Genomic DNA, 22,100 nt, shown 5'->3' on the forward strand with positions numbered 1-22,100 from the left:
ACCCTACACAGGTTGATGTTCAATGCATGACAACTGACAGCTTTACGATCACCAAACAGCAACTCCGCGGGTTTAATCAATCAATAATTTCTGGGTGTTTCTCAAGAAACTCACTTCGCTTGCTACGACTAATCACGGAACCAGAGATATACGAGTAGCCCTTCTTTTGCCACTTCGCGAGATCAGTCATGGCCGCCGGAACGACAGTCACCAGATCATAGAAATCCCCCGGCTTGTAGCCCCGGAAATTGGCCGCATTACGGCAGACGCGCAGCGTTACCCCTTGGTCGGTCAGCGCCTTGAGGCGGTCATAGATGTCGGGATAGGCGGCTCGATTTAGGCGTGACAACATGTGCAACTCATTGCCATGGGCCACTACAACGATATGCGAGTGCTTGATATCGCCAAATTCCTTCAAGCCGTTCAATTGGTTATTAACGTAACCCAATGCCTGATACAAATCTTCGGGTTTTTCAAAATTGAATTGATAAACCGTTTTTTGCGCACCCAGCGGGGAATCATCAAACTTTGACGGGGCATCAGGGCCGGCCCATGCGACCGTTGCACAAAGTAGAAGACTAGCCAGCAATTTTCTTAACATCGTTCTCTCCTTTAATCTCTCGTTGGTTCAATCTTGTCGCCTCCTGAGTCTAGAGCAACGCGCTCAAGTATAGGTGCAGTTCGCAGCCGGATGACAAGCGGAAATCCGCTGACAGAAAGCTGCCGTACCGTTCGGCATATCTGCAGGCAGGTTTTAAAGTAGAGCGGTCATTTAAATGACCGCTCAGAGAAAGCGATACAAGACCGTTCTTGGCCGGTATGGAGAATAGGCATCGTCGCCAGTAAGCCGACGTTCGCCCCGCACGGTACGGCCGACGTCATGGTGCCGGTCAGCGCGGCGGATGAAATCTACCCCAAGCGCCCCGGCGAGCTGCTCAAACTGCTATTGATGCCGGGCAGCCAAGATCAGTGCGAAGACATCAAGCGGCATATGGTCATGCTCATCGACTTTCTCAACACCGTCATGTCGCCCGACCGGACGGGCCTTTATATCTGAGCTTGCACTCGATGGGCGGCACATTCTTGCCAAAAATCGGCCAGCCATTCACGTCTCGCTCTGGCAGAGATCAAGCACGGCCTGGATGCCGCGGGTTCGATGCTTCTGGGCATGCAGCGCAATTCGCAACTGCCGCGACAGGTTAAGAAATGGCGTCGCCAACGGCACCAGCCAACCAGCCTGAAATGAATCGCGCAATTCGAGCAACGAAAGGCAGCCCAGCCCGAGGCCCAAGCGCACGCACTGGCGCACGGCTTCCGGCTGTTCGAGTTCGAGCACGATACGTGGCGCAATACTGGACTCTGCCATGGCCCGGTCGAAATGCTCGCGCGTACCGGACCCGGACTCCCGACAGACCCAACCGACTGAACGCAAGTCTTCCACGCTTACTTGCCGATCGACCAAAGGGTGATCCGGTGCCGCGAACACCTGCAACTCATCCCGGCGCCACGGAAAACAGGCGATATGTGGATCATTGACCGGCCCCTCGATGAAACCGAGATCGATCTGAAAAGTCAGCAAGCGCGCCACGACCTGTTCGGTATTGTGGCGCGACACTTGAATATGACTGGCTGGATAGCGGCGGTTCAAGTCGACGATCAGTTCGGGCAGCAGATGATTGCCGATGGTCACACTGGCTCCGAGATGAATGTCGAAAGCCGCCCCGCGGGTCTGAGCGACGGCTTCGATATCGCCCACCCGATCGAGCACTTCGCGGGCCAGCGGCAGGATTTCCCGACCGCTGTCGGTCAGTTGCCACTGTCGCCCCTGTCGATTGAACAGCGGCGTGCCTAGTTGCCCCTCCAGATCGGCCAGCGCCATGCTGGCCGCCGCTTGGCTCATGGCAACCGCCTGTGCCGCCCGTGTCACCTGAGCATGGCTGGCGACAGCGGCAAAAACCTCAAGCTGACGCAGGCTAATTTTCATAAGAAATTCCGATTATAAGTATAAAAAATATACGTTTTACTTATTGAATTAGCAAGCACTAACATTCCAGCACCACCTCCCGGAAGCGCTCGCCATGTTCTCAAGCAAACTTTTCCCCGGCCTCGGCCTGATCGCCCTGCTGGTTGTTCTGTCCGGCCTCGCGGCCCGGAGACCAGAACTTAGTGTGCTCGGCGCCTCGCCGCTGACCCTGGCGATCCTCCTCGGCGCCCTGCTCGGCAATCTGAGGCCGACATTGGCCCACGGCAGCTGGCAGCCCGGCCTACGCTTTGCACAGAAAGTTCTGCTGCGCGGCGGCGTCGCCCTCTACGGCTTCAATCTAAATCTGCAGCAAATTGCCGAAGCCGGCCGTTCCGGCTTGCTGATCGATATGCTGATGCTGTGTTCAACCCTGGCCGTTGGCTATTTCGTCGGTACCCGCTGGCTCCGAATGGAGCCTGCCTCGGCTCTGCTAATCGCCGCCGGCAGCGCCATTTGCGGCGCCGCCGCGATCGTCGCCACGGTTTCCGTGCTGCGCCTAGAAGAAAACGACAGCGTCAGGAAGGCAGCGGCCGCCGTCGCCACCGTGGTGCTCTTCGGCACAGCGGCGATGTTCCTCTACCCCCTGCTGTTTGCCTGGCTGGGCGGCAGCCGACCGCTGTTCGGCATTTTCATCGGTTCGACGGTGCATGAGGTCGCCCAGGTCGTTGCCATCGGCAACGCCATCGGTGGTGCCGCGGCGCACAACGCGGTGATCATCAAGATGATCCGGGTACTGATGCTGGTACCTTTCCTGCTGGGCCTGAGCCTATGGCTTGCCCGCGGGGAGCCAGCGGCTCAGCAGAGAAACATTGCCGTGCCCTGGTTTGCGCTGATCTTCGTACTCTTCGCCGCCCTCAACTCGCTGTTCGCCTTGCCCGACAATCTGCTGCACATCCTGCGTCAGACCGGCGTCATTTGCCTGAGCTTCGCCATGGCCGCCTTCGGCATGGAAACCACCCTCACCCTGATCCGCCAGGCCGGCCTGAAGCCTCTGCTCCTTGGCGCCATCCTCTTTGCTTACCTGGTCATCGTTGGCGGCGGGGTCAATTTTTGGCTGGCCGGGTAGTGCGAAAGCAAACGTTGGCAACCCAAGCGGCATGATCGCAGCGATAAACCCTACAAATGTTACGGATATTTATGACTTTTGTTATATGTGGAATTACAATGGTTATTTGCTAATGTGCGATGAAATCAGGAATCTCTTGCGAAGGAAATTTCTACCGATAATGCGCCTGCGCCAGTACTTTCGAATGGCCGCCATGCTTAGGTGCAAGCAATAAAAACTCTAATCGGAGAAAGGTATGTTTTGGAGAAGTAACCAGCGGTTGTCTGCAGTCGAAAATGAACTTTTGGCCTGCAAAACCGAAAAGGCATCACTTGTAGCGGAAGTTGCTTCATTAAAGGATGCACTCAGTTTTCAGCAACAGGCTGCCATGGACAAAGACATTGAGTGCGAAACACTCAGATCCGTGCTCCGCAACTTGGCAACTTTCAGTACTACGCTTGAGGGCTCGCAGAGTAGTCTTGGCGAAATGGCGAACGTCCTAAAAGAAGAAAAGGTACTCGCGCTGGAAGCAGCAGAAGTTTCTATCGCCAGTGGTCAAACCACCAGCGAAATTGCTGCAGATCTCCATCTGCTTGCCGAAAGTTCTGCTCACACTGTCAAAGAAGTCGATGGGCTGGCTCAACAAGCTGGTGAAATTAGCGTCATCGTTCAGTTAATTCACGAAATTGCCGACCAGACAAACTTACTGGCTCTAAATGCCGCCATTGAGGCTGCACGCGCAGGTGAAGCTGGTCGAGGCTTCGCAGTTGTGGCGGATGAAGTTCGAAAACTGGCCGAGCGGACTGCCAAAGCCACCAAAGACATTGAAAAATTGGTGATTGGCATTCGTGACAATTCAAGCGCAGCTAAAGATGCCATGGAATATCTCTCCAACACGGCGAATGATTTTAGCCAGCGAGGGAATCAGGCAACCGAAAATATGCAGAAATTGATGCAGCTTTCCCGAAAGACGGAAGCAGTCATCGCCGGCAGTGCCTTGAAGAGCTTTGTTGAAGTGGCCAAGGTGGATCACTTGGTATTCAAGTTCCGCATCTACCTCGGCTTATTCGATCTGGAAAATGTCTCACCGGAGAAAGTGGCTACCCATACTGCTTGCCGTCTAGGCCAATGGTATTACCAGGGCGAAGGCAAGGAGTGCTTTAGTAAATTGGCTGGATATCGCGAGATTGAGCCACCACATATTGAAGTTCATAAGATGGGAATCCAAGCGCTGGAAGCCAAAAACCGAGGCAACATGTCTGCCATGTTGAAACATGTGGAAGACATGGAAAAAGCCAGCAGTCTAGTGATAGACAGCCTGCAACTAATGGCTGACAGCGCCATGCAGGATAAGTCCGTACTTTGCCACACCTAAACTGCTCCTTCTGACTTGGGCGCCCATGTGGTAATCCCAGATGCGTTGCCCGTGCCGGCACAGTCTTGACACAAAGAGGGGCTTTCGGATGCAAAAAAGTAATACCGACCGATACCGCCAGGCATTTGAAGTGGCTATGCGACGCTGCCAAATAGGCATAGCCATACTTTGCTTTATCAAATGCGCTTAACGCTCCAAAGCACACTTCACCAATAGTTCCAATTTGAACGACACCCGAAGTACCTCCAAGTTCATCGGAAGTAATCACGGGGGCACTAGCAGCACCTACCAATGACTAGGTAAGCACTAGGATGGCCATCCGGCCCGCAGTTCTAATCGTTTTTCCATCAAAAGTATCACAGGCTCAACCGTTTTATTTTTGATGGGCTCTTTGATGGGTACAACAAAAAAGCACCCCGGAGGGTGCTTGTCTGCTCGTTATCTGGCGGAGACGGAGGGACATTCCGCCAAACGTGGTCTAAGTTACTGAAACCATTACTGGACGGTAATTACAAGGCACTATTATTGGGTTAATTGTTGGGTTAATCTATGGGTTAATTCAATTCGAACCCAGGATACTCAACCATGAACATAGAGCTTATTGGCCGTGTCTGGTATGCATCTTTACTAGTCCCCAAGGATGCCAGGGAGGCCCTAGGTAAGGTCCGCTTCAAGCAGTCTCTCGGGACAGCCAATAGACGAGAAGCCATACACCTAGCCGCCCCCATCGTGTCCCACTGGAAGGCCCAGATAAAGCAAGCCAGGGGCTCTACCAATGCCGTGGCAAATGAGGCTCTTCGCTGGAAGCAGGCCCTCATGCAGGCCCCTGACGAGGACACCAAGGAAACTTGGGAGAACGTCCTATCAGACAAGGTCGAGTCCATTGAGCAAGCTAAGGGGTATCAAGCAGCCAAGGACTTCAGCGACCTAGCCACAGGTATAGCCACGCCCAGTAATCAATACTTCGAAACCTGGAAAGCCCAGATAACCTCTGTAGCCAAGACAAAGGACCAGATGGTTAAGGATGTTGGGCTACTGATTGCAGAGTTCTCCACTCTCCAGGCAGTCAACAAGGCAGCCGTTAGGCACTGGATAGACAAGCTCCTAGGTGACGGCAAGGGGGGCGCATCAATACGCCGGATTCTCTCCTTCTGCCGTCATTACTGGAGATATATAAAGCGCTATGACGCTGTAGATAAGGAGTCAGCCCCCTTCGATGGCGTCTTCGAGGCTGCCCCCAAGAAGAAGCGCAGGACGACCAACCTACCTTACTCTCCTGATGATGTAGTCCAGCTATGGAAGGCTGCCTCTGAGCGCCCTCTAGGGACCGCAAAGAACGCCCCAAAGGATGTGCAACTTGCCGAGCTAATCATGCTGGGTGCCTATACTGGGGCCCGGATTGAAGAGCTATGCTCTATCAAGATTACCAAGGTCACAGGACACTCATTCAAGGTAGAGGATGCCAAGACTGATTCAGGGTGGCGAGAAGTCCCAATCCATTCAGCCATCGCCCCTCTAGTAAAGCGCTTGAAGGAGTCCTCTAAGGATGGCTATCTCATCTCGGGCCTGACCTTCAATAAGTATGAGGACAGGTCTAACGCTATCGGCAAGCGGTTTGGCAGACTGAAGACAGCGCAGGGCTTCACCTCCGCCCATACCTTCCACTCGTTCCGCTCCACGGTGGCAACCCTCCTGGAGAATGCTGGGGTCCTTGAAGGTGTAGCTGCTGACATCATCGGCCACGAGAAGCCCACTATGACCTATGGGCTGTACTCTGGAGGTGCCGATATGGCAACCAAGAAGGCTGCCCTGGAGAAGATCAGCTACCCATTCCCTAAAGACGCTCAGGAGTAAATAGAGAAAATTTCCGAGGTATCCATCCTTATTTGACCCCCGGAAGTTACCCCCGTAGGGGTCCCAAAACTGGCTGCGGAAGGTCACGGCCATATAGGCGCTACTCGTCTCTTTTCCATGGTAGCAAACCGAAGAAGCACCCTACTTCAAGCATGGGGTAGGCTGACTACCCTTACTTGCCACCCACTTCCAGAGCATGGCATAAATCCACCTAACGACCGTTAGTTGATTCTATACTCACCTCCAGGGAGCCCTCCATGACCACCACTAAGCTAGTCTCCTACCACCGCGTAAGTACCTCCAAGCAAGGCTCCAGTGGTCTAGGCCTAGAGGCCCAGCAGGCATCTATAGAAGCCTACAGGAACCGCATAGGGGCCTCCCTGGTGGCTTCCTTCACAGAGGTGGAGTCAGGTAAGAACAATGAGCGCCCTGAGCTACTGAAGGCCCTACATCATGCCCAGGTAACAGGCTCTATTCTGGTCATTGCCAAGCTAGACCGCCTCTCCCGTAATGCAGCCTTCCTCCTGACACTAAGAGACTCAGGAGTTAAGTTCGTGGCTGCTGACATGCCAGAGGCTAACAACCTGACAGTAGGCATCATGGCCCTGGTTGCTCAGGAGGAACGAGAGGCTATCTCCAGGCGCACCAAGGAGGCTCTACAGGCTGCCAAGGCCAGAGGCACCAAGCTGGGTAACCCTAACGGGGCTGCTGCGCTGCTGAAGGCTGGGAAGGGTAATGCTGCTGGAGTGGTGGCTGTGAAGGCTAAGGCTGAGGAATACGCCAAGCAGATGAGGCCTGTTATCGAGCATCTACAGGCCCAGGGTAAGACATCGCTAGGGGCTCTGGCTGAGGCTCTGAATGGGGGCGGCTATAGGACACCTAGAGGGGGTGCATGGCATAAGACATCTGTAGGGAATCTGCTGGAGAGACTCGCTCTGGCAGCCTGAATGTTTTTATGTAATGCGAACCATTATTATTTTATCTCTACCTCCTCTCCCCTATTTTTTGCTAACCAGTAAGCCTCAGCCCCCAACTACCCCCCCATCAGTCACCTTTAGAGCCGCCTCCCGCAAGCCCAGACGAACAGCAAGCGACCGACCACTAGAAGTTAAGAACCATTTAACGGAATTGGCAGACGCAGAAACAAGCTCTTCTGACCTCAAAACCTCTAGACCATGCCTTGTTTCTATCTTTCCCAATCCAGCAACCCCAGCAATTGAATCGAAATCTCCCTCTCCATCCAGGACCACCAAAGCCAGCATGACACGTTGAATCTCTGCCCCGTTTCCTATCTCTTGCGTTAGCTGAAATCGTTGCTCATCGCTGAGTGAATCAATAGAGATAACCTTACCCTTCGAGCGAATATCACCATTAGGAAAAATAACGGCGGCGTCCTTGCTAACAGACGGTGGGTGTTGGGCTAATACACTTGCCAAACCTGGAGCAGCCTGCTCCTGAGCTTTCTTAGCAGCCTCCCCAAACTGGTCCCGCTCTGTTGCTAGCCTGCCGTTTTCCTCCTGGAGCAATTTCATACGCTCTTCCAGTTCCTTGTTGGTCGCTGAAAGCTCTTTGAGTTGTGACTGGTATTCTTTTGCTTGAGCAAAACCAGCCTTACGGAGTGCATTAGCCTCCTCCTGGGTCAGCGGTGTCTCATCCTCAATGCTCTGTTGTACTTTCTTCAGTTCCTTCTGTTGCTTCGCCCAATACGAATACATAAATCTGGCCGGGTACGGATACAGCCAAAGGAACAGAAGTGCTGATATTAGAGGCCCCAATGCACCATGCAACGAGAGCTCCCAAGCGGTGGGGTACGCCTTATCTATGAACGCCATCTTGTCAGCGAACTCTAGGTCAGATACCAGAGCCAACAGCGCCCTGTAGTTCCAAGCCACCCAGGAGAACGCAAAAGCCCCAAACAATGGGCTCTTAACGCGCTCGTATAGTTGCGCCTTTATCTCCTTGGTCAGGTCATCAAGCATCTTTTGTCTCGCTGTTTAACAGCCGATATTTTACGACTGCCAAAGGAGAGCGAATACTATTTGCATAGATACTGATGAAGACTGCATCATCTTAGATTCTAATTTTCAAGATAGATGCTATGGACTACGACAACCCAGCCGCTCGCCTATTGGCCATCCTGGAAGAGGGGCAGCAGAAAGATGCCAATCAAAACTGCCGTCAAACTTGGAACGAACTGCTAAAAACTGGAAACGACCATGCTGTGCTGATGTCGCGCCTTGGTCACCTGTTCGCTCTCCCGGAGCAAATAACCCAAGCGATTGACGATAACTTTCCTACTCACCGTAAGAATTGCACACACTGGGAATCGCAGGTACGCAATGCCTTCTACGCACAAGTCCTGAATGGAAACTGGTCATCCTTTATAGGACAAATAGACAGCCATACGATTAGCTATCTAGGATTTACCGCAGAGCTACTCCAGACTAAGGCAAACACTAAGAGCATCGCTGATGACCAGATACTTGAAGTTAGAGCCAAGATTGATGAGCTATACCAAGAAGTATTGACCAGCAACATTCCGTCTGAAGTAAAGACGTACCTAACTCGCTATCTTAGGAAAATCCTAAACAGCATTGATGAGTACTTTCTAACAGGAGCACTTCCTATACTTGAGGCCACAGGCACTCTCCTTGGTCATGCTTTTGTTGATGAAAACTACCGCTCATTTCTTAAGAACGAAAAACTCGGGAACAGAATCTTTGAATGCCTAACCGCTATGGCGAATGTGATCACAGTAGCTGTAGGGCTACCACAGCTTACGCAAGCATTAGCGTTGTTAAAGTAGTGGACCTAGCTCATGCGTAATATCACCGCAGTCCTCCTACTAGCCGCCCTACTGCCCCCTCTCCAGGCCTCCGCAGACACTCTCCAGGGGCGCGTAGTAGGCGTCACCGATGGAGACACCCTCACCCTCTTGGATGCCGCCAAGGCTAAGCGTGTGGGCCTATGGCCTGACCCCAACCCGGTGCCCCCGTGGGATTACCGGAAAGAGAAACGTAACGGGGGCGAGTGAAAGCATGTTCGAACGAAATACACTATTCATTCTGGGTGCAGGAGCAAGCATTCCCTATGGCTTTCCTTCTGGCGCTGAGCTACGCAAGACACTGTGCGGAGGAACTGCGTTTTATTTTGGTCAACTCTTGCGTGATGTCATGTTCGAGAGCGAAGGTGCGATTCAGAAATTCTCTGAGACCTTTCTAAAATCTAGGCAGCCATCAATAGATGCATTCTTAGCCAAACGTCCTGATTTGGAACACATTGGAAAACTGGCTATAGCGGCACAACTCATTCACCTAGAAAAGGCCGAATCTTTATTCAATGCAGACCTTGACGATGATTGGTATTCAGCACTCTGGAACTCACTCCAAGATAACGCCCACACACCTACAGATGTGACTCGCAATGCTGTCCGTTTCGTTACGTTCAATTACGACCGTTCGCTAGAGTGCTTTCTCCATGAATCCATTAAGAACACCTGGGGTTTAGCTGACCAAGCCGCAGCAGCGATTCGAAATGGATTCAAAATTATCCATGTCTATGGAGGACTCGCCCCTTTCAGCAGCATCAGGAGCAGCGAAGGGCGGCAGTACGCCTTCAACGGTAAGGAATATGAAATAGACGGTGCCGCAAAACATCTCAGAGTTATCCCTGAGACACGGGAGGATGACAGCGTCTTCGAAACGGTTCGAGAATGGGCCGACTGGGCTGACCAAATCTGTTTTCTTGGGTTTGGGTTTGACCCACTGAACATGCACCGCCTTAATCTCGCGAAGGCGCTAGAAGGAAGAAAGAGAACAGGGAGGCCTGTTTATATATGCGCTTCGGTATTCGGGAAAACCTCTGCTGAAGTGCGGAGAATTGAGGAACGGTACTTTAAAGACCATCTCCTTCAATCGCTAAACCATAAGAACCTGATGACATTGCGAGAGTCGGAAATCCTGCCCTAAGCAACTCCCCCTAGGGCACTTTAGGAACTTGCAGCCCCAACACCTCCAGCATCCGCGTGGTGACCCTTGAGGGGAACCCGTGGTTTGTCACTGAGGATGTGTGCAAGGTCCTTGGTTTCACTCGCCACTCTCGGGGCGGGCACTCCCACCATCTTCACCGGGTTGATTCTTCCGAGAAAACCACAGTTACCCGCAAAGTCACGGCTTGCAATTAGGCGTGCGTAACAACTGCTCGGTCGGCACAGGCTCGCGAATAAGCGCGTTCGAGGCATCTCGTTTCAGTTCGTTGATTTCGACTTTGCAAACGTGTCGGCCAACAGCCAAGATATCGAGGCGAAACATGGCCTCATAATCACGGCCTGCCTTCGGGGTAAAGCGGAATACGGGCTGACAGTTATATTGCCAACCGGGAGAAGTTCCTGTGCCGTAAATTGCATAGCCCGTGAAAGGTGTTCCTGCTTCAAGGTATACCTCGATAGGTCGCATTCGCCATTCTGTATCGGTCACCGGCATGCCAACTTTGGGCGCTGCGCGAAAGAGACCAAGCGATGGGAGATTGGCATCAGGCGTGCGTTTCAGGCAGGTGTTCTGCGATTCCTTATACATGGACAATGCCATTTGGTCCGGTATGTTTGTACCGTAGCGCATACGCGCCACCGGCACCTTTGCTGGGTCTGGATTCTCGTATCTAGATGGTATTGCACAGGCACTGCAAAACATTGCAGCGCCCATCGTCAAATATGAGAGTGATTTTCTGCTGATCATCGTTCCTCCGTTTTGATAGTGCCTTCCCTGGCTTGATCACCATCTAACCCTCAGCGCCGAATATTCGAATTGTCTGCTGGGGCTATGTGCTTCCCAATTTGACCACAGTCACAGACCGATGTCATTGCTGATCGACGCTCGATGGCACGAAAAGCTAGTTTTGGTGGGCATCTTGGGAGATGTGACCGATTTGTCGGCTGATTTCTGGTACGCGAAAGGACCACAACGAATCGTTGGGGGTGTTGTTCGGAAAGCAAGTCTCTACCGTGTCCCTGCTGGCTGAATCCGGCCTGTACAAGATGGTGCTCCGCAGTCGCACACAGCAGGCCCAGAAGTTCCAAGATTGGGTCACCAAGGAAGTCCTACCGAGCATCCGCAAGACTGGCTCCTTCGTGACAGGCGGGAAGACTCCCTAGTTACCGAACGCGGCGCAGGCCCCAAGCTGGCCGTCGTAGCTGTACCGCTTGACCACCTCCTGGGAATCCACTTCCAGGTTGAGTGTGCAGGACAGGGAGGTAGCTCCCGAAACCATCAGCGTCCCGTTAGGGCCTGCTATGAGATTCGGCTGGGACCGCCCCACTGTCCAGGTGTAGAGCTTCCGCCCTGCAATGGTCCTCTCCGCTGCTGGGAAGCCAAGGCCATCAATCGCTGCGTCTATAGGCTTCCCTAGGTACTTCTGCTCGATGTTCTTCTCGATGCCCCCCAAAGGTGGTGCAGGCGGAGACAACGAGCGGAATGGCCGCGTACATAAGGAATTTGAGCATTTCAACACCCCTTATAATTGACGCTGACATTATATATTCAGCATCACCATCAAGCAGGACACCCATGGCCGCTTCTGCCTGAATGACCTCCATAAGGCATCTGGAGGGGCTAAGACGCACCAGCCAACAAACTTCGTCCGCCTTGATTCCACTGGTGCCTTGGTTGAAGAACTCCTCAGAAGTGATGAGTTAATTGGCAGCCTCAAAAAGCATTCGGTGCGCCTCCTTGGCGGCTTCAGCTCTGCCTATATCCCCGGCTTTCTCAAAGTCTGCCGAGCGTCGGATTAGGTCCGCAAGAATGTAGCTCAAGAACTTCGGGCTATCAGGTGCGGGAAGCAACAAGCTGCCGGCTACCGCTAATGCCACAAAAGCAGCGAGAGTTAGTCCAGCGCCGAATGCAACCCCCTCAGCGTAGAACCCATACCCGAGCAAGGCCAGCAGCCCTACCGAGGAGGCAATCATGCACCGCACCCATAGCGGCGGACTGATAGCATCTTGAAACCCTGCTGGGTGCGCTAACAATGCCTCAGGGGAGGCCATGCGCTTTCCCCAGTACAGACAAGCTTGGGAGCCCTGAAGGAACAGGCGTAGGGATACAGCAGTGATACACACAGCTAGGAAAAGCACCATAAGGACCTCAACAGATTTTTTGACGCTGGCATTGTAATCACCAAAGACTACAACGGGCTGCCCATCGTGTTCCGCGAGGATGGTTATATCAACATGACTAAGGTAGCCCAGTACCACGGGAAGCGTCCTGCCAAGTTCCTTGAGCTGCCAGGAACAAATGAGTACATGGAGGCCCTTGCGGCTGCCCTTAATATCCGAAAATCGGACATTTGGGTTTCCAAGCGGGGCAAGGGTGGGGGCACACTCCTCCACCCCAAGCTGGCCGTCTTCTTCGCCCGCTGGCAGGATGTCCGCTTCGCTGTGTGGTGTGACCTGATGAAGTATGTAGAGGCAGCAACTTGGCGCCCCACGTACTCTATTCAATCGTCAGCACCACCCTACCCTTCGGTACGCTTTCGAAGCCTAATATCGCAACGCCTCCCTCCCTCCGCTGTAAGGGGCTATTGCAGCCACCCCGCACCCAGAGATACCGGGCAATAGGAGTAGAAACTGCATCTGTTACAGCGTCAAAGACAAGCTCACTTTTCAATTTTGGAACGGTTTCCATCAAGGTCTTTAGGGTTTCACCCATAAGCCTGTGGGAGTCGCTAAACGAGTAGCTGTTATCAGGTTTGTAACCGCAGTGCTGCGCCTCGAACAACCAGTCATGGATGATGTAGGCCTTAGCGTATTCCCACGGTGAAAATCCATGCAGCCCCCAAAGGAATCTAGGGATTGAGCCCCCATCTGTGTACATCACTCCTGGGCGAATAGGCTTCCCATTACCATCATCCGGTGTAAATGTAAGCGGGGACTCCTCGTCTGGCCTGAAGATAAACCCAACCCCCTCCACCCATTCAACAAACATGCGCCCTGTAAAGACGCCTTTATTTGTATCGCTGTAGCTCATGGAAGTACATCCACACAGCGCGAGGACAAGAAGTATCAACGTAAGGCGGACGCGCACCATTTTGTCCCTCCAGAGGAGTTTTTGGGGGAGATCAACCTATACCATCAGCATCAACACAACTGTAACACCACCGTAGGTGGAGGCTAGTGGGACAAAGGCTCTATCACCTTGTAGGCGACATCTTCAGATACGACCTTATCCAGCAAATCATTCATAAACCCGTCTTCAAGCGAGTTAGTCCATGTTCCTTCTATGTCCTCAGTGACCATGGGCTCAAAGGTCAGGTCAAGATACTGTCCCTCTCCCATACTTATCACATCAACTCCTTCAGACGTTTTGACAACTTCCCATTCGTCGGGGACTTCGAGTTCAAGCTTGATCGTGACAGCGATAGTTTTCATTTGTAGAGCCTCCAAGTAGCGACCTTTAGAGGTTAGCAGAAAGTATCAACAGGTAATACACAATACGATTGTGTATCTATCTATTTGTTTTGATAGGGAAACTATAGCACATAGGGCTTCCCGCAAGCCCACCTCAAGGGATAAATTGCGGGCTCCTTAACCGCTCCTGGAGCCCCTGCATGTCCCTCTCGCTATCCCTTCCCGGCCTCTCCATTTCCATCTCTCGCTCATCCGCCTACGTTCATCTAGCGGGGCTCCTGGAGGTTTCCCTTACAGGAAGCGGCAGGGGATCGCCCTTACTAGGTGCGTCCTGGTTCGAGGTTGGGGGCGGATTCAATCTGCTAGCTGGTCCGTTAAGCCTGGACATCGGCAAGGCCTGAAGTATCCATTTGTCTTAAACCTACCTATAGCAATTTAGAAATCCAACTGTTACCAGCAACCAATAAAGGAATGACATGAACGCGAAAACTCTTACCAACCCATCCTTGACCTCTACCGCCAAAACTATTTTGAGCGCCCATATCGAGGCTTATGTTAGCGCCACCATCGATGATCTTCGCTCCCACATTCCGGCGATCAATGTCCATTTCGACAGCCCTAGTGAGCCAGTGCCAGCGGAAGCAAGAACTTGGGCTTACGGTGCGTATTTTGAAGCTGTTGATGATTACCGTTCTGTTTGCTGGGGAGCGCTGCGGGGCTCCTTGCTTTCACGAGCCTATAGCCTGGTTAGTGGATGCCCTGTCCTGATGCCACCTGAACTAACCGCCCCTGCTGATATTCCGTTGAATCTCTGGAAGGCTCTTATCGAGGGGGGATGGGTTACTTCGTACTACGACATATCAGAAGATGAGGATGAAACTGCGAGGTGTGCCCATGTCGGCGGGAGTGTAATTGCTAGAGCCCTCGGCATTGACCTTTTTGAGCACATTGAGGCGCACTTCAAGACTATCGAAAATGACACCAAAGGGCTGTTTGTCTGAGCATCCTTCCTGCTCTATCAACGCACTCCAGAGGCTCCCGACCGGGGGCCTTTTTCATTGGCGCTACAGATTCCCTCAGAACCCATACAGCACGGGGCTTCCAAGGGGATAGCAGGGGGTAAAACCTACCTATTGCATACAGCACTCTCGCTGATGCCCTGTTCTGGCACACCAGTAGCAGGCAACAACCACCCTGAAAGGAACTCCCATGAGTTCAAACCTACTTACCCCGAAGGAAGCATCTGAGTATCTAAAGGTGTCTGAGAAGACGCTGGAAGGCTGGCGCTGTGCTGATGTCGGGCCCAAGTACTACCGTATGGGCCAGCGCCGCGTTCGTTACTTTATGAGTGACATCACGTCTTGGCTACGCGCTGAGGCCCCCAAGCGAACCAAGCTAGGCATCCCGACAGATACCCCAGCAGAAGCCCAGCCGTGCTAACCGAGAGCCAGCAAGAAGCCCTCAAGAGGGTCCCTGGCATATCCAGACCCATAGTCATTGCCGCCTATGAGTCTCGTGTCAGAGCAAGCAAAGCAATCACCGCCTACTGCCTGCTGTGCACAAAAGGCAATGCCCAGACCATCAAGCACTGCGAAGACGACACCTGCCCTCTTCTATTCCATCGCCCATTCCAAAACCTCAAGGAGTCAAACAAATGTCTGTAACCACTTGGTCCAATATGCCGGATTCTGTAGATGACCGTATCGGCATCCCTAGCAACCCACAGCCGGGGGAAGTAAATAACCGCGTCGTTGGGGGCACCGTCTCCCTGGTACAAGGCCAGCAAGCTACTGAGTTCTCAACCTACCGAGCATCTGAGAGCGACCTAGCCCCGAGCTCTGAAAAGGGAATGATGGGTACGGTACGCAATAACGGCGGGTTCATCACCACCAACGTCACCCCCAATAGCACCATCGAAATCCCAGGCTTCGGGCGTACCTCTGTGAAAGTTGCTGAGAGCCTAGGCTACCTGACGCGTACAGGTGATGGCCGCTATGTGGAGACTTCCCGCCTGGGAAAAGATGAGGGCTCTTCTGAGGGTGGCCCCCTGGAGGAGTCCAAACGTACGCCCAACGATGCCCCAGACAATGGCGCAGAACTCTTTGGTAGTGGCTTCGAGGCGGAATACGGGGAACTCATCAAAGATGTCCCACAGGGTGTCTATGATTCCCTCCTGGCTTCTGCAAACGTCCATATTGGTGAAGGCCTGGACTTGGGGAGTATCTCTGAGAAGCTGGCTCCACGTCTGGCCTCTTCTATGGGCATAGAGCCTAAAGCAGCAGCAGCCATGCTAGATGAAGGCTCAATGATCTGGCAGGCGCAGGCTGACATTGCCGTTGAGCGTCACGGAGCGGACCCTGATGACTTCTATCAGTGGGCAAGAGACAACCGCAAGAATGAGCTTCAGCAGGCGGTTAATGGTCACCTCTTCCAGCGCTCCACAAAGGGCTACAGCGCCCTGGTGAATGACTACTTTGATAACACCATCCCCACCGTGGCAGCCCTGAAGGCTGGCGGCATCCCTGTCACAGAAAAGGGAGGTGATGTCACGGTTAAGCTCAAGGGTCACTGGATGACCGTAGGCGCTGCTGTTAAGGCTCGACTGGTATGAGCTTTATAGGTGCAACGGTAAATGCAGGCGGCACCAAGATAGCCACAGCCAAGGCTCTAGGAACAGGCCCCCTCAACACAAGCAGCGCTGCAAATGACCACCATACGGTAATCAAGGTGGGCTCCTGTGAGATGACCATCAAAAACGCCATAGGGGCGGGCCTCCTACGCCGTAACTCTTCTGGGGTCCTGGAAGAACTCAACCCGGCTCAGCCATTCACTCGTGTGGGCTAGGCCATGAAGCTCAGACAACCACCAATCATCTGCAAGCGTAACCAGCAGCAGACACCATCACAGAAGGGAAGCAGCAAATGAACCAAGGGGATTTTGTAAATGTGTGATCCAGTATCCATCACTATGGGCGTCATTGCCGTAGTGGGTGCGGTCGGCGGCAAGATGGAATCTGACAAGATGGCTAACCGTCAAGAGAAGGCCATCCAAGATGGTCTAGCCCTCGACCGTGCAGCCACAGCGCGACAGTATGAGCAAATCCAGAAGACCTCTATGGATGAGCAGGCGCAGCTCCATACGAACTACCTCATCGACTCCGCCCGTATTTCTGCAATGCAAGGCGAGTCTGGTATGCAAGGTGCTAGCCATGACCGAGTGCAGACCGAGGCTGAGAACAATGCAGCCACCGATGCAGCCACCCTTGAGAATAACCGGCAGTGGCAAGCCAAGCAGGCCCAGACCCAAGGCGTAGCCTCTTCAAGCCGCGCTCAGGTGCAACTGTCGGGCATCCAGCGACAATCCAGCGTGGGCACCGCTCTGCAAATCGCTGGTGGCGTGGCAGGGGCCTACGGGAATAACCAGAAGGTTGTTGCCGCCGCTCAGAAGGATAAGCCGTGAAACCTGAAGACATCCATGAGGCACAGGGTATGCGCACTGCGCAGGGTATTCCTTCACCTAAGCTCTACCAGTTCGATAACGTAGCAACCGGGGACAGCTTCGCACTGTCCGCCCTGGATAAGGATGGGCAAGCGTGGTTCATTGCTGCCGATGTATGCAAAGCTCTGGGCCTTGACCGTACCGCAACCAGCCGCCTTGATGAAGATGAAAAGGGTGTGTGCAGTACGCACACCCTTGGAGGAATCCAGCAGGTTGCCATCATTAGTGAATCCGGCCTGTACTCGCTCATCTTCAGAAGCCGAAAGGAATTAGCCAAGCGGTTCAAGAAGTGGGTTACTTCCGTGGTCATCCCGTCCATACGCAAGCATGGCGGATATATCAACGGTCAGGAGGCACTGAGCCAGCCAGCCCAAGAAGTCGCCATCCAGGCCATCCAGGATCAAGCCCAGCGTGTCAGAGCCCAGCACTACGAGGAGAAGAACGACCGTAGAGAGGCCTTGAGGTTCATCCGATGATGCAACCCTTCACATACTGGCTGCCGCACCTCCAGGGCCTCCTTTACGGCTTCCTTGACCGCACCCACAAGGGAACTCTGGAGGCTCTCCTAGTGGCCCTGGAGGGCTTCCTGGTGGCTGTAGAGGCAGGCATGGTCATACCCTCTACGATCCCTCAAGTTCAACAGGAAGCCACTACCCCGGCTCTCTGGTGGGAGAAGCAGGTACAAGAGGCCGTAACCATGTTCAGAGTCCGCCCAACACTGGCAAGGCTTGAGAATGTGGAGACAGTCGCCAAGAGCTACATGGACTGGAAGACAACGCGTAAGTAGCAGCAAGCTCGGGGGCCCCTCAGTGGGCCTCTGGGCTGCCTTCCCAAGAATGCACCACGAATATTATCTAGTAGAATTTCTTATGGCGCAGATTGGCATATTCTCTTTATATATCAATATGTTACACCAAAACAAGAGGGTAAAACCTACCTATAGCAAGGGGGCCCAATCCCTCCCCCCGGTTACATACCTATAGATACCCTATAGATGTACTCTTTAGATTATCTATAGATGCCCTACAGATAGCCCCCTCCAGGATGCCCTGGTTAGGATGACCACGTACTGAGTAGTAAGAAGTAAGGACTCTATGGGCTATCTGAAGATAACCTACCTAGACTCCCACAGGATGCCAGCAACAAGGACCCCCTGTGGTCTGAGCGGTAGATGTCTTCAGCGGTCTGAAGGAGCCCAGGCAATGCCACTACCTACCAAGACCCACTGCAAAAGACTCTTTGTTGGGTCTAACAAATTCAGACCACACTCAAATCCTCTTATTCTTGGTCATACACCCAAGATATTTACAAAGATGGCGTAGCTCTGAAGGCTTCTCTGTTGGGTTAGCATTTGGGTTAATACTTGGGTTAATACCCCAAACCAAGAAAGCAAAAAGCCCTGAATAATCAGGGCCTTAAGCATCGTTGAAATGGTTGGCGGAGACGGAGGGATTCGAACCCTCGATGCAGGTTTTGCCCGCATGCTCCCTTAGCAGGGGAGTGCCTTCGACCTCTCGGCCACGTCTCCGAACCTTCAACGAGGCGCGGATGATATAGCCTCCGCGCCCTTTGGTCAAACTTACTGATCGAGACCGAAAGTCCGATGCAGCACGCGAACGGCCAGTTCCAGATATTTTTCGTCGAGAACGACGGAAATCTTGATCTCGGAGGTGGAGATCATCTGGATGTTGATGCCCTCATCAGCCAGTGCCTTGAACATCTGGCTGGCCACGCCCGGATGGGAGCGCATGCCGACGCCGACAGCGGAGACCTTGCAGATCTTGTTGTCACCGGTGATCTCGCGAGCACCCAGCTTGGCCTTGACGCCTTCAAGAATTTCCTTGGCCTTGGCGAACTCGCCACGATTGACGGTGAAGGAGAAGTCAGTCGTGCCGTCGTGGCCAACGTTCTGGATGATCATGTCGACATCGATGTTGGCATCGGCGATGGCACCGAGAATTTGATAGGCGATGCCCGGGGTATCCGGAACGCCGAGCATGGTCAGCTTGGCTTCGTCGCGATTGAAGGCGATACCGGAGATGATCGGTTGTTCCATGTTTTTGTCTTCCTCAACAGTGATCAGCGTGCCTTCCCCTTCATCCTGGAAGCTGGAAAGAACGCGTAGTTTGACCTTGTACTTGCCGGCGAATTCGACGGAGCGAATCTGCAGCACCTTGGAACCGAGACTGGCCATTTCCAGCATCTCTTCGAAGGTGATGGTGTCGAGCTTCTTGGCTTCAGGCACGACACGCGGATCGGTCGTGTAGACACCATCGACGTCGGTGTAAATCTGGCACTCATCTGCCTTCAGGGCAGCAGCCAGCGCCACGCCAGAGGTGTCGGAACCACCACGACCGAGCGTGGTGATATTGCCGTTGGCATCGACGCCCTGGAAGCCGGCAACAACGATCACATAGCCGGCATCGAGATCGCGCCGCATGTTGGCTTCGTCAATCGACAGGATGCGTGCCTTGGTATGGGTGCTGTCAGTGAGCACCTTGACCTGGCCACCGGTGTAACTCTTGGCCTTGCAGCCAATGTCCATCAATGCCATGGAAAGCAGGCCAGTAGTGACCTGTTCGCCGGTTGACATGATCGCATCCAGTTCGCGCGGATCGGGATTGGCCTGGACTTCCTTGGCCAGTGCAATCAGCTTGTTGGTTTCGCCGCTCATCGCGGAAACAACGACAACGACCTGATGCCCTTGGGCCTGGAACTTGGCAACGCGTTTGGCGACGTTTTTGATGCGCTCGGGGTTACCGACCGACGTGCCGCCGTATTTTTGAACAATCAACGCCATGGATTTGTCCGGTTAAACGTTGGAAACATGAAAAAGAGGGCGGGATTTTACCCCACCCGGTTCTTTTTCTAAAGAAATCAGTACTTGCCACCATAAACCCGGAGGCTGGCACTAGAGGTCTGCCAGCGCCCGCAGATGTGCGCCCACGCTACGGGCCAGCGAGGTCATCACATAACCGCCCTCCAGCATGGAGACAATGCGCTTTTCGCACATTTCAGCGGCCAGTTTCTTCAAATGTTCGGTGCACCAGGCGAAGTCCTTTTCGACCAGTTTCAGACCGCCCATGTCGTCTTCGTAGTGTCCGTCGAAGCCGGCGGAAATGAAGATCATCTGCGGCTTGAACTCCTTGAGGCGCGGCGTCCATACCTGCATCACTGCATCGCGGAACTCTTCTCCGCCACAGCCTGCGGCGAGTGGCACATTGCACATGTTGGCAGCTGGCTTGTCGGCGCCACTATACGGATAAAACGGATGCTGGAAGATGCTGCACATCAGCACCTGCTCGTCGCCGGCAAAGCAGTCTTCAGTACCGTTACCGTGGTGCACGTCAAAGTCGATGATGGCAACGCGCTCCAGGCCGTGTACCTTCAAGGCGTGACGCGCGGCAACGCCAATGTTGTTGAAGAAGCAGAAGCCCATCGGCGTGGCTTTCTCGCAATGGTGACCAGGCGGGCGAACAGCACAGAAAGCATTCTCGACCTCCTTGTTCAGCACCAGATCAACCGCCATGCAGCCTGCACCAGCGGCGCGTAGCGCAGCCTGCCAAGTATGCGGGTTCATCGCGGTATCCGGATCCAGGTGCACCACCCCCAGCTCCGGTGAGGCACGCTTGATGCGCTCAAGATGCGAAGCCGGGTGAACACGCAACAATTGCTCGAAAGTGGCCAGCGGTGCGTCGTAGTAGGTAAAGTAAGCGTCGATCCCTTGAGCGATCAGGTGATCGTTGATGGCGGTCAAACGCTGCGGGCATTCAGGATGATGCGACCCCATATCGTGCAACTGGCAGTCGCGATGGGTAATGAAGGCAGTGGTCGTCACTTGTTCTCTCTCTGCGAAGCAGCGCACAAAACGGCGCATGTCGAAATGGCATTATCGTCCCATTATGTCCGGCGCTTCAAGCATTAGAATCGGATTGAATTGGAACAATGGAAACCCATAATGCTCAAAAGCCCACTTTCGCCAATGGCCGGCCGTCCACAACCTTTCGCGGCAGTTCTCAAGCAAGCCAGCCAGATCATCCTTGGCAAGGATACCGAGATCCGTCTGGCGATTGCCTGCCTGCTGGCCAACGGACACCTGCTGATCGAGGATCTGCCGGGCATGGGCAAGACCACGCTGGCCCATACGCTAGCCCGGTTGCTAGGCCTGCAGTTCTCACGCATCCAGTTCACCAGCGACCTGCTACCGGCTGATATCACCGGCGTTTCCATCTTTGATCGTGACAAGAGTGAGTTCCGCTTCCTGCCGGGCCCTGTTTTCGCCCAACTGGTGCTGGCCGACGAGATCAATCGCGCCACGCCCAAAACCCAGAGCGCGCTGCTCGAGGCCATGGAAGAAGGCCAGGTCACCGCAGAAGGCCTGACCCGCAACCTACCCCAGCCCTTCTTCGTCATCGCTACCCAGAACCCGGCCCACCAGATCGGCACCTTCCCGCTCCCCGAATCGCAACTTGACCGCTTCCTGATGCGCATCGAACTCGGCTATCCGGACCGCGCCGCCGAGCGCGCCCTGCTCGCCACCGGTGGACAACGCCGCCAGGTGGAACAACTGGCCCCGATGGTCAAGACTGAAGACCTGCCGAAACTGCAGCATGAGGTCGCTGGCACCCATGCCTCCAGTCCGCTGATTGATTACGTTCAGGCGCTGGTCGAGGCAAGCCGGCAAACCACTGCCTTTCAGCACGGACTGTCGCCCCGCGCCGGCCTTGCCTTGCTCGCCGCAGCCCGTGCCTGGGCCTGGCTGGATGGACGTGACATGGTCCTGCCGGACGACGTGCAAGCAGTCCTCCCATCGGTTGCCCGGCACCGGCTGCGTTCGGCTCAGGGGGGCGGCTATGCCCAGGCAGAAGACATCGCCGCCCTAATCCGCAGCGTCGCCATTCCCTGATCC

Annotated in this window: 25 protein-coding genes, 1 tRNA gene and 1 pseudogene; 18 read left to right on the forward strand and 9 right to left on the reverse strand. The window is 53.9% G+C overall.

The window, feature by feature from the left end; genetic code table 11:
* Window positions 1-76: 76 nt before the first annotated feature.
* Window positions 77-601: a DsrE family protein gene (locus DARO_RS12795; RefSeq protein WP_011288226.1), complete on the reverse strand. Its 525-nt coding sequence runs from the start codon at window positions 599-601 to the stop codon at window positions 77-79.
* A 279-nt stretch (window positions 602-880) separates the two neighbouring features.
* Between DARO_RS12795 and DARO_RS22865 the strand changes: the two genes are divergently transcribed.
* A complete protein-coding gene (locus DARO_RS22865; protein ID WP_011288227.1) occupies window positions 881-1,057 on the forward strand; it encodes a hypothetical protein in 177 nt (58 codons plus the stop codon).
* Window positions 1,058-1,105: 48 nt separating this feature from the next.
* Here the strand turns inward: DARO_RS22865 and DARO_RS12800 are convergent, their stop codons facing one another.
* Complete coding sequence (locus tag DARO_RS12800; RefSeq protein ID WP_011288228.1) at window positions 1,106-1,984, reverse strand: LysR substrate-binding domain-containing protein; 879 nt, start codon at window positions 1,982-1,984, stop codon at window positions 1,106-1,108.
* A gap of 94 nt (window positions 1,985-2,078) precedes the next feature.
* Here DARO_RS12800 and DARO_RS12805 point away from each other — a divergent pair, with 94 nt between their 5' ends.
* From DARO_RS12805 to DARO_RS12825, 4 genes are all read left to right on the forward strand, one after another.
* A complete protein-coding gene (locus tag DARO_RS12805) occupies window positions 2,079-3,089 on the forward strand; it encodes a YeiH family protein (RefSeq protein WP_011288229.1) in 1,011 nt (336 codons plus the stop codon).
* Window positions 3,090-3,324: 235 nt separating this feature from the next.
* Window positions 3,325-4,443, forward strand: coding sequence for a methyl-accepting chemotaxis protein (locus DARO_RS12815; RefSeq protein ID WP_011288230.1), 1,119 nt, complete (start codon window positions 3,325-3,327; stop codon window positions 4,441-4,443).
* A gap of 585 nt (window positions 4,444-5,028) precedes the next feature.
* A complete protein-coding gene (locus DARO_RS21775) occupies window positions 5,029-6,297 on the forward strand; it encodes a tyrosine-type recombinase/integrase (protein WP_011288231.1) in 1,269 nt (422 codons plus the stop codon).
* A gap of 257 nt (window positions 6,298-6,554) precedes the next feature.
* A complete protein-coding gene (locus tag DARO_RS12825; RefSeq protein WP_011288232.1) occupies window positions 6,555-7,244 on the forward strand; it encodes a recombinase family protein in 690 nt (229 codons plus the stop codon).
* A gap of 75 nt (window positions 7,245-7,319) precedes the next feature.
* On the opposite strand, the gene DARO_RS21780 is transcribed toward DARO_RS12825, so the two are convergent.
* Window positions 7,320-8,276, reverse strand: coding sequence for a hypothetical protein (locus tag DARO_RS21780; RefSeq protein ID WP_011288233.1), 957 nt, complete (start codon window positions 8,274-8,276; stop codon window positions 7,320-7,322).
* Window positions 8,277-8,395: 119 nt separating this feature from the next.
* Here DARO_RS21780 and DARO_RS12835 point away from each other — a divergent pair, with 119 nt between their 5' ends.
* The 3 genes from DARO_RS12835 to DARO_RS22345 all read left to right on the forward strand — a co-directional run bounded on the left by DARO_RS12835 (window position 8,396) and on the right by DARO_RS22345 (window position 10,480).
* The gene (locus DARO_RS12835; RefSeq protein ID WP_011288234.1) at window positions 8,396-9,103 is read left to right on the forward strand and encodes a hypothetical protein; all 708 of its coding nucleotides are present in this window, start codon (window positions 8,396-8,398) and stop codon (window positions 9,101-9,103) included.
* Window positions 9,104-9,335: 232 nt separating this feature from the next.
* Window positions 9,336-10,265 carry an SIR2 family protein gene (locus DARO_RS12845; RefSeq protein ID WP_157037209.1) on the forward strand — a complete coding sequence of 310 codons (930 nt, stop codon included), beginning with the start codon at window positions 9,336-9,338 and terminating at the stop codon, window positions 10,263-10,265.
* Between the two features lie 59 nt (window positions 10,266-10,324).
* Window positions 10,325-10,480 carry a BRO family protein gene (locus tag DARO_RS22345; RefSeq protein ID WP_497463065.1) on the forward strand — a complete coding sequence of 52 codons (156 nt, stop codon included), beginning with the start codon at window positions 10,325-10,327 and terminating at the stop codon, window positions 10,478-10,480.
* On the opposite strand, the gene DARO_RS22870 is transcribed toward DARO_RS22345, so the two are convergent.
* Window positions 10,464-11,030: a hypothetical protein gene (locus DARO_RS22870; RefSeq protein ID WP_157037210.1), complete on the reverse strand. Its 567-nt coding sequence runs from the start codon at window positions 11,028-11,030 to the stop codon at window positions 10,464-10,466. The two genes, DARO_RS22345 and DARO_RS22870, sit on opposite strands and share 17 nt — an antisense overlap.
* Window positions 11,031-11,269: 239 nt before the next feature.
* Here DARO_RS22870 and DARO_RS12855 point away from each other — a divergent pair, with 239 nt between their 5' ends.
* From DARO_RS12855 to DARO_RS23350, 3 genes and pseudogenes are all read left to right on the forward strand, one after another.
* Window positions 11,270-11,446: a BRO family protein gene (locus DARO_RS12855; protein ID WP_011288237.1), complete on the forward strand. Its 177-nt coding sequence runs from the start codon at window positions 11,270-11,272 to the stop codon at window positions 11,444-11,446.
* A 390-nt stretch (window positions 11,447-11,836) separates the two neighbouring features.
* Window positions 11,837-12,082, forward strand: a complete 246-nt coding sequence (locus DARO_RS22875; RefSeq protein WP_497463066.1) for a KilA-N domain-containing protein — start codon at window positions 11,837-11,839, stop codon at window positions 12,080-12,082.
* Window positions 12,083-12,517: 435 nt separating this feature from the next.
* A pseudogene (locus DARO_RS23350) lies at window positions 12,518-12,676 on the forward strand (hypothetical protein); the annotation flags it as partial.
* A gap of 103 nt (window positions 12,677-12,779) precedes the next feature.
* On the opposite strand, the gene DARO_RS12870 reads toward DARO_RS23350, so the two are convergent.
* Entirely contained in the window at window positions 12,780-13,313 is a 534-nt protein-coding gene (locus DARO_RS12870; protein WP_497462972.1) for a DUF1353 domain-containing protein, read from the reverse strand.
* 143 nt (window positions 13,314-13,456) lie between these two features.
* Entirely contained in the window at window positions 13,457-13,714 is a 258-nt protein-coding gene (locus DARO_RS12875) for a hypothetical protein (protein WP_041224388.1), read from the reverse strand.
* A 455-nt stretch (window positions 13,715-14,169) separates the two neighbouring features.
* Here DARO_RS12875 and DARO_RS12880 point away from each other — a divergent pair, with 455 nt between their 5' ends.
* From DARO_RS12880 to DARO_RS12905, 6 genes are all read left to right on the forward strand, one after another.
* On the forward strand, window positions 14,170-14,694 hold the full coding sequence (locus tag DARO_RS12880; protein ID WP_011288242.1) for a hypothetical protein: 525 nt from the start codon (window positions 14,170-14,172) through the stop codon (window positions 14,692-14,694).
* 208 nt (window positions 14,695-14,902) lie between these two features.
* Complete coding sequence (locus DARO_RS12885) at window positions 14,903-15,133, forward strand: helix-turn-helix domain-containing protein (RefSeq protein ID WP_049758688.1); 231 nt, start codon at window positions 14,903-14,905, stop codon at window positions 15,131-15,133.
* Window positions 15,134-15,347: 214 nt separating this feature from the next.
* A complete protein-coding gene (locus tag DARO_RS12890; protein WP_011288243.1) occupies window positions 15,348-16,304 on the forward strand; it encodes a hypothetical protein in 957 nt (318 codons plus the stop codon).
* 332 nt (window positions 16,305-16,636) lie between these two features.
* Window positions 16,637-17,152, forward strand: coding sequence for a virion core protein, T7 gp14 family (locus DARO_RS12895; RefSeq protein ID WP_011288244.1), 516 nt, complete (start codon window positions 16,637-16,639; stop codon window positions 17,150-17,152).
* The gene (locus DARO_RS12900; RefSeq protein ID WP_011288245.1) at window positions 17,149-17,667 is read left to right on the forward strand and encodes a BRO-N domain-containing protein; all 519 of its coding nucleotides are present in this window, start codon (window positions 17,149-17,151) and stop codon (window positions 17,665-17,667) included. Before DARO_RS12895 ends, DARO_RS12900 begins: the two co-directional genes overlap by 4 nt.
* Window positions 17,664-17,978 carry a hypothetical protein gene (locus DARO_RS12905; protein ID WP_011288246.1) on the forward strand — a complete coding sequence of 105 codons (315 nt, stop codon included), beginning with the start codon at window positions 17,664-17,666 and terminating at the stop codon, window positions 17,976-17,978. Before DARO_RS12900 ends, DARO_RS12905 begins: the two co-directional genes overlap by 4 nt.
* 648 nt (window positions 17,979-18,626) lie before the next feature.
* Here DARO_RS12905 and DARO_RS12910 read toward each other — a convergent pair.
* The 3 genes from DARO_RS12910 to DARO_RS12920 all read right to left on the reverse strand — a co-directional run bounded on the left by DARO_RS12910 (window position 18,627) and on the right by DARO_RS12920 (window position 21,029).
* Window positions 18,627-18,719: transfer RNA gene (locus tag DARO_RS12910), tRNA-Ser, on the reverse strand.
* 51 nt (window positions 18,720-18,770) lie between these two features.
* Window positions 18,771-19,991: an aspartate kinase gene (locus DARO_RS12915; RefSeq protein ID WP_011288247.1), complete on the reverse strand. Its 1,221-nt coding sequence runs from the start codon at window positions 19,989-19,991 to the stop codon at window positions 18,771-18,773.
* Between the two features lie 111 nt (window positions 19,992-20,102).
* Window positions 20,103-21,029, reverse strand: a complete 927-nt coding sequence (locus DARO_RS12920) for a histone deacetylase family protein (protein ID WP_041225037.1) — start codon at window positions 21,027-21,029, stop codon at window positions 20,103-20,105.
* 120 nt (window positions 21,030-21,149) lie between these two features.
* Between DARO_RS12920 and DARO_RS12925 the strand changes: the two genes are divergently transcribed.
* Window positions 21,150-22,097 (forward strand): AAA family ATPase, encoded by a 948-nt coding sequence (locus tag DARO_RS12925; RefSeq protein WP_011288249.1) that lies wholly within the window; start codon window positions 21,150-21,152, stop codon window positions 22,095-22,097.
* Window positions 22,098-22,100 lie beyond the last annotated feature (3 nt).

This window comes from Dechloromonas aromatica RCB (genome assembly GCF_000012425.1).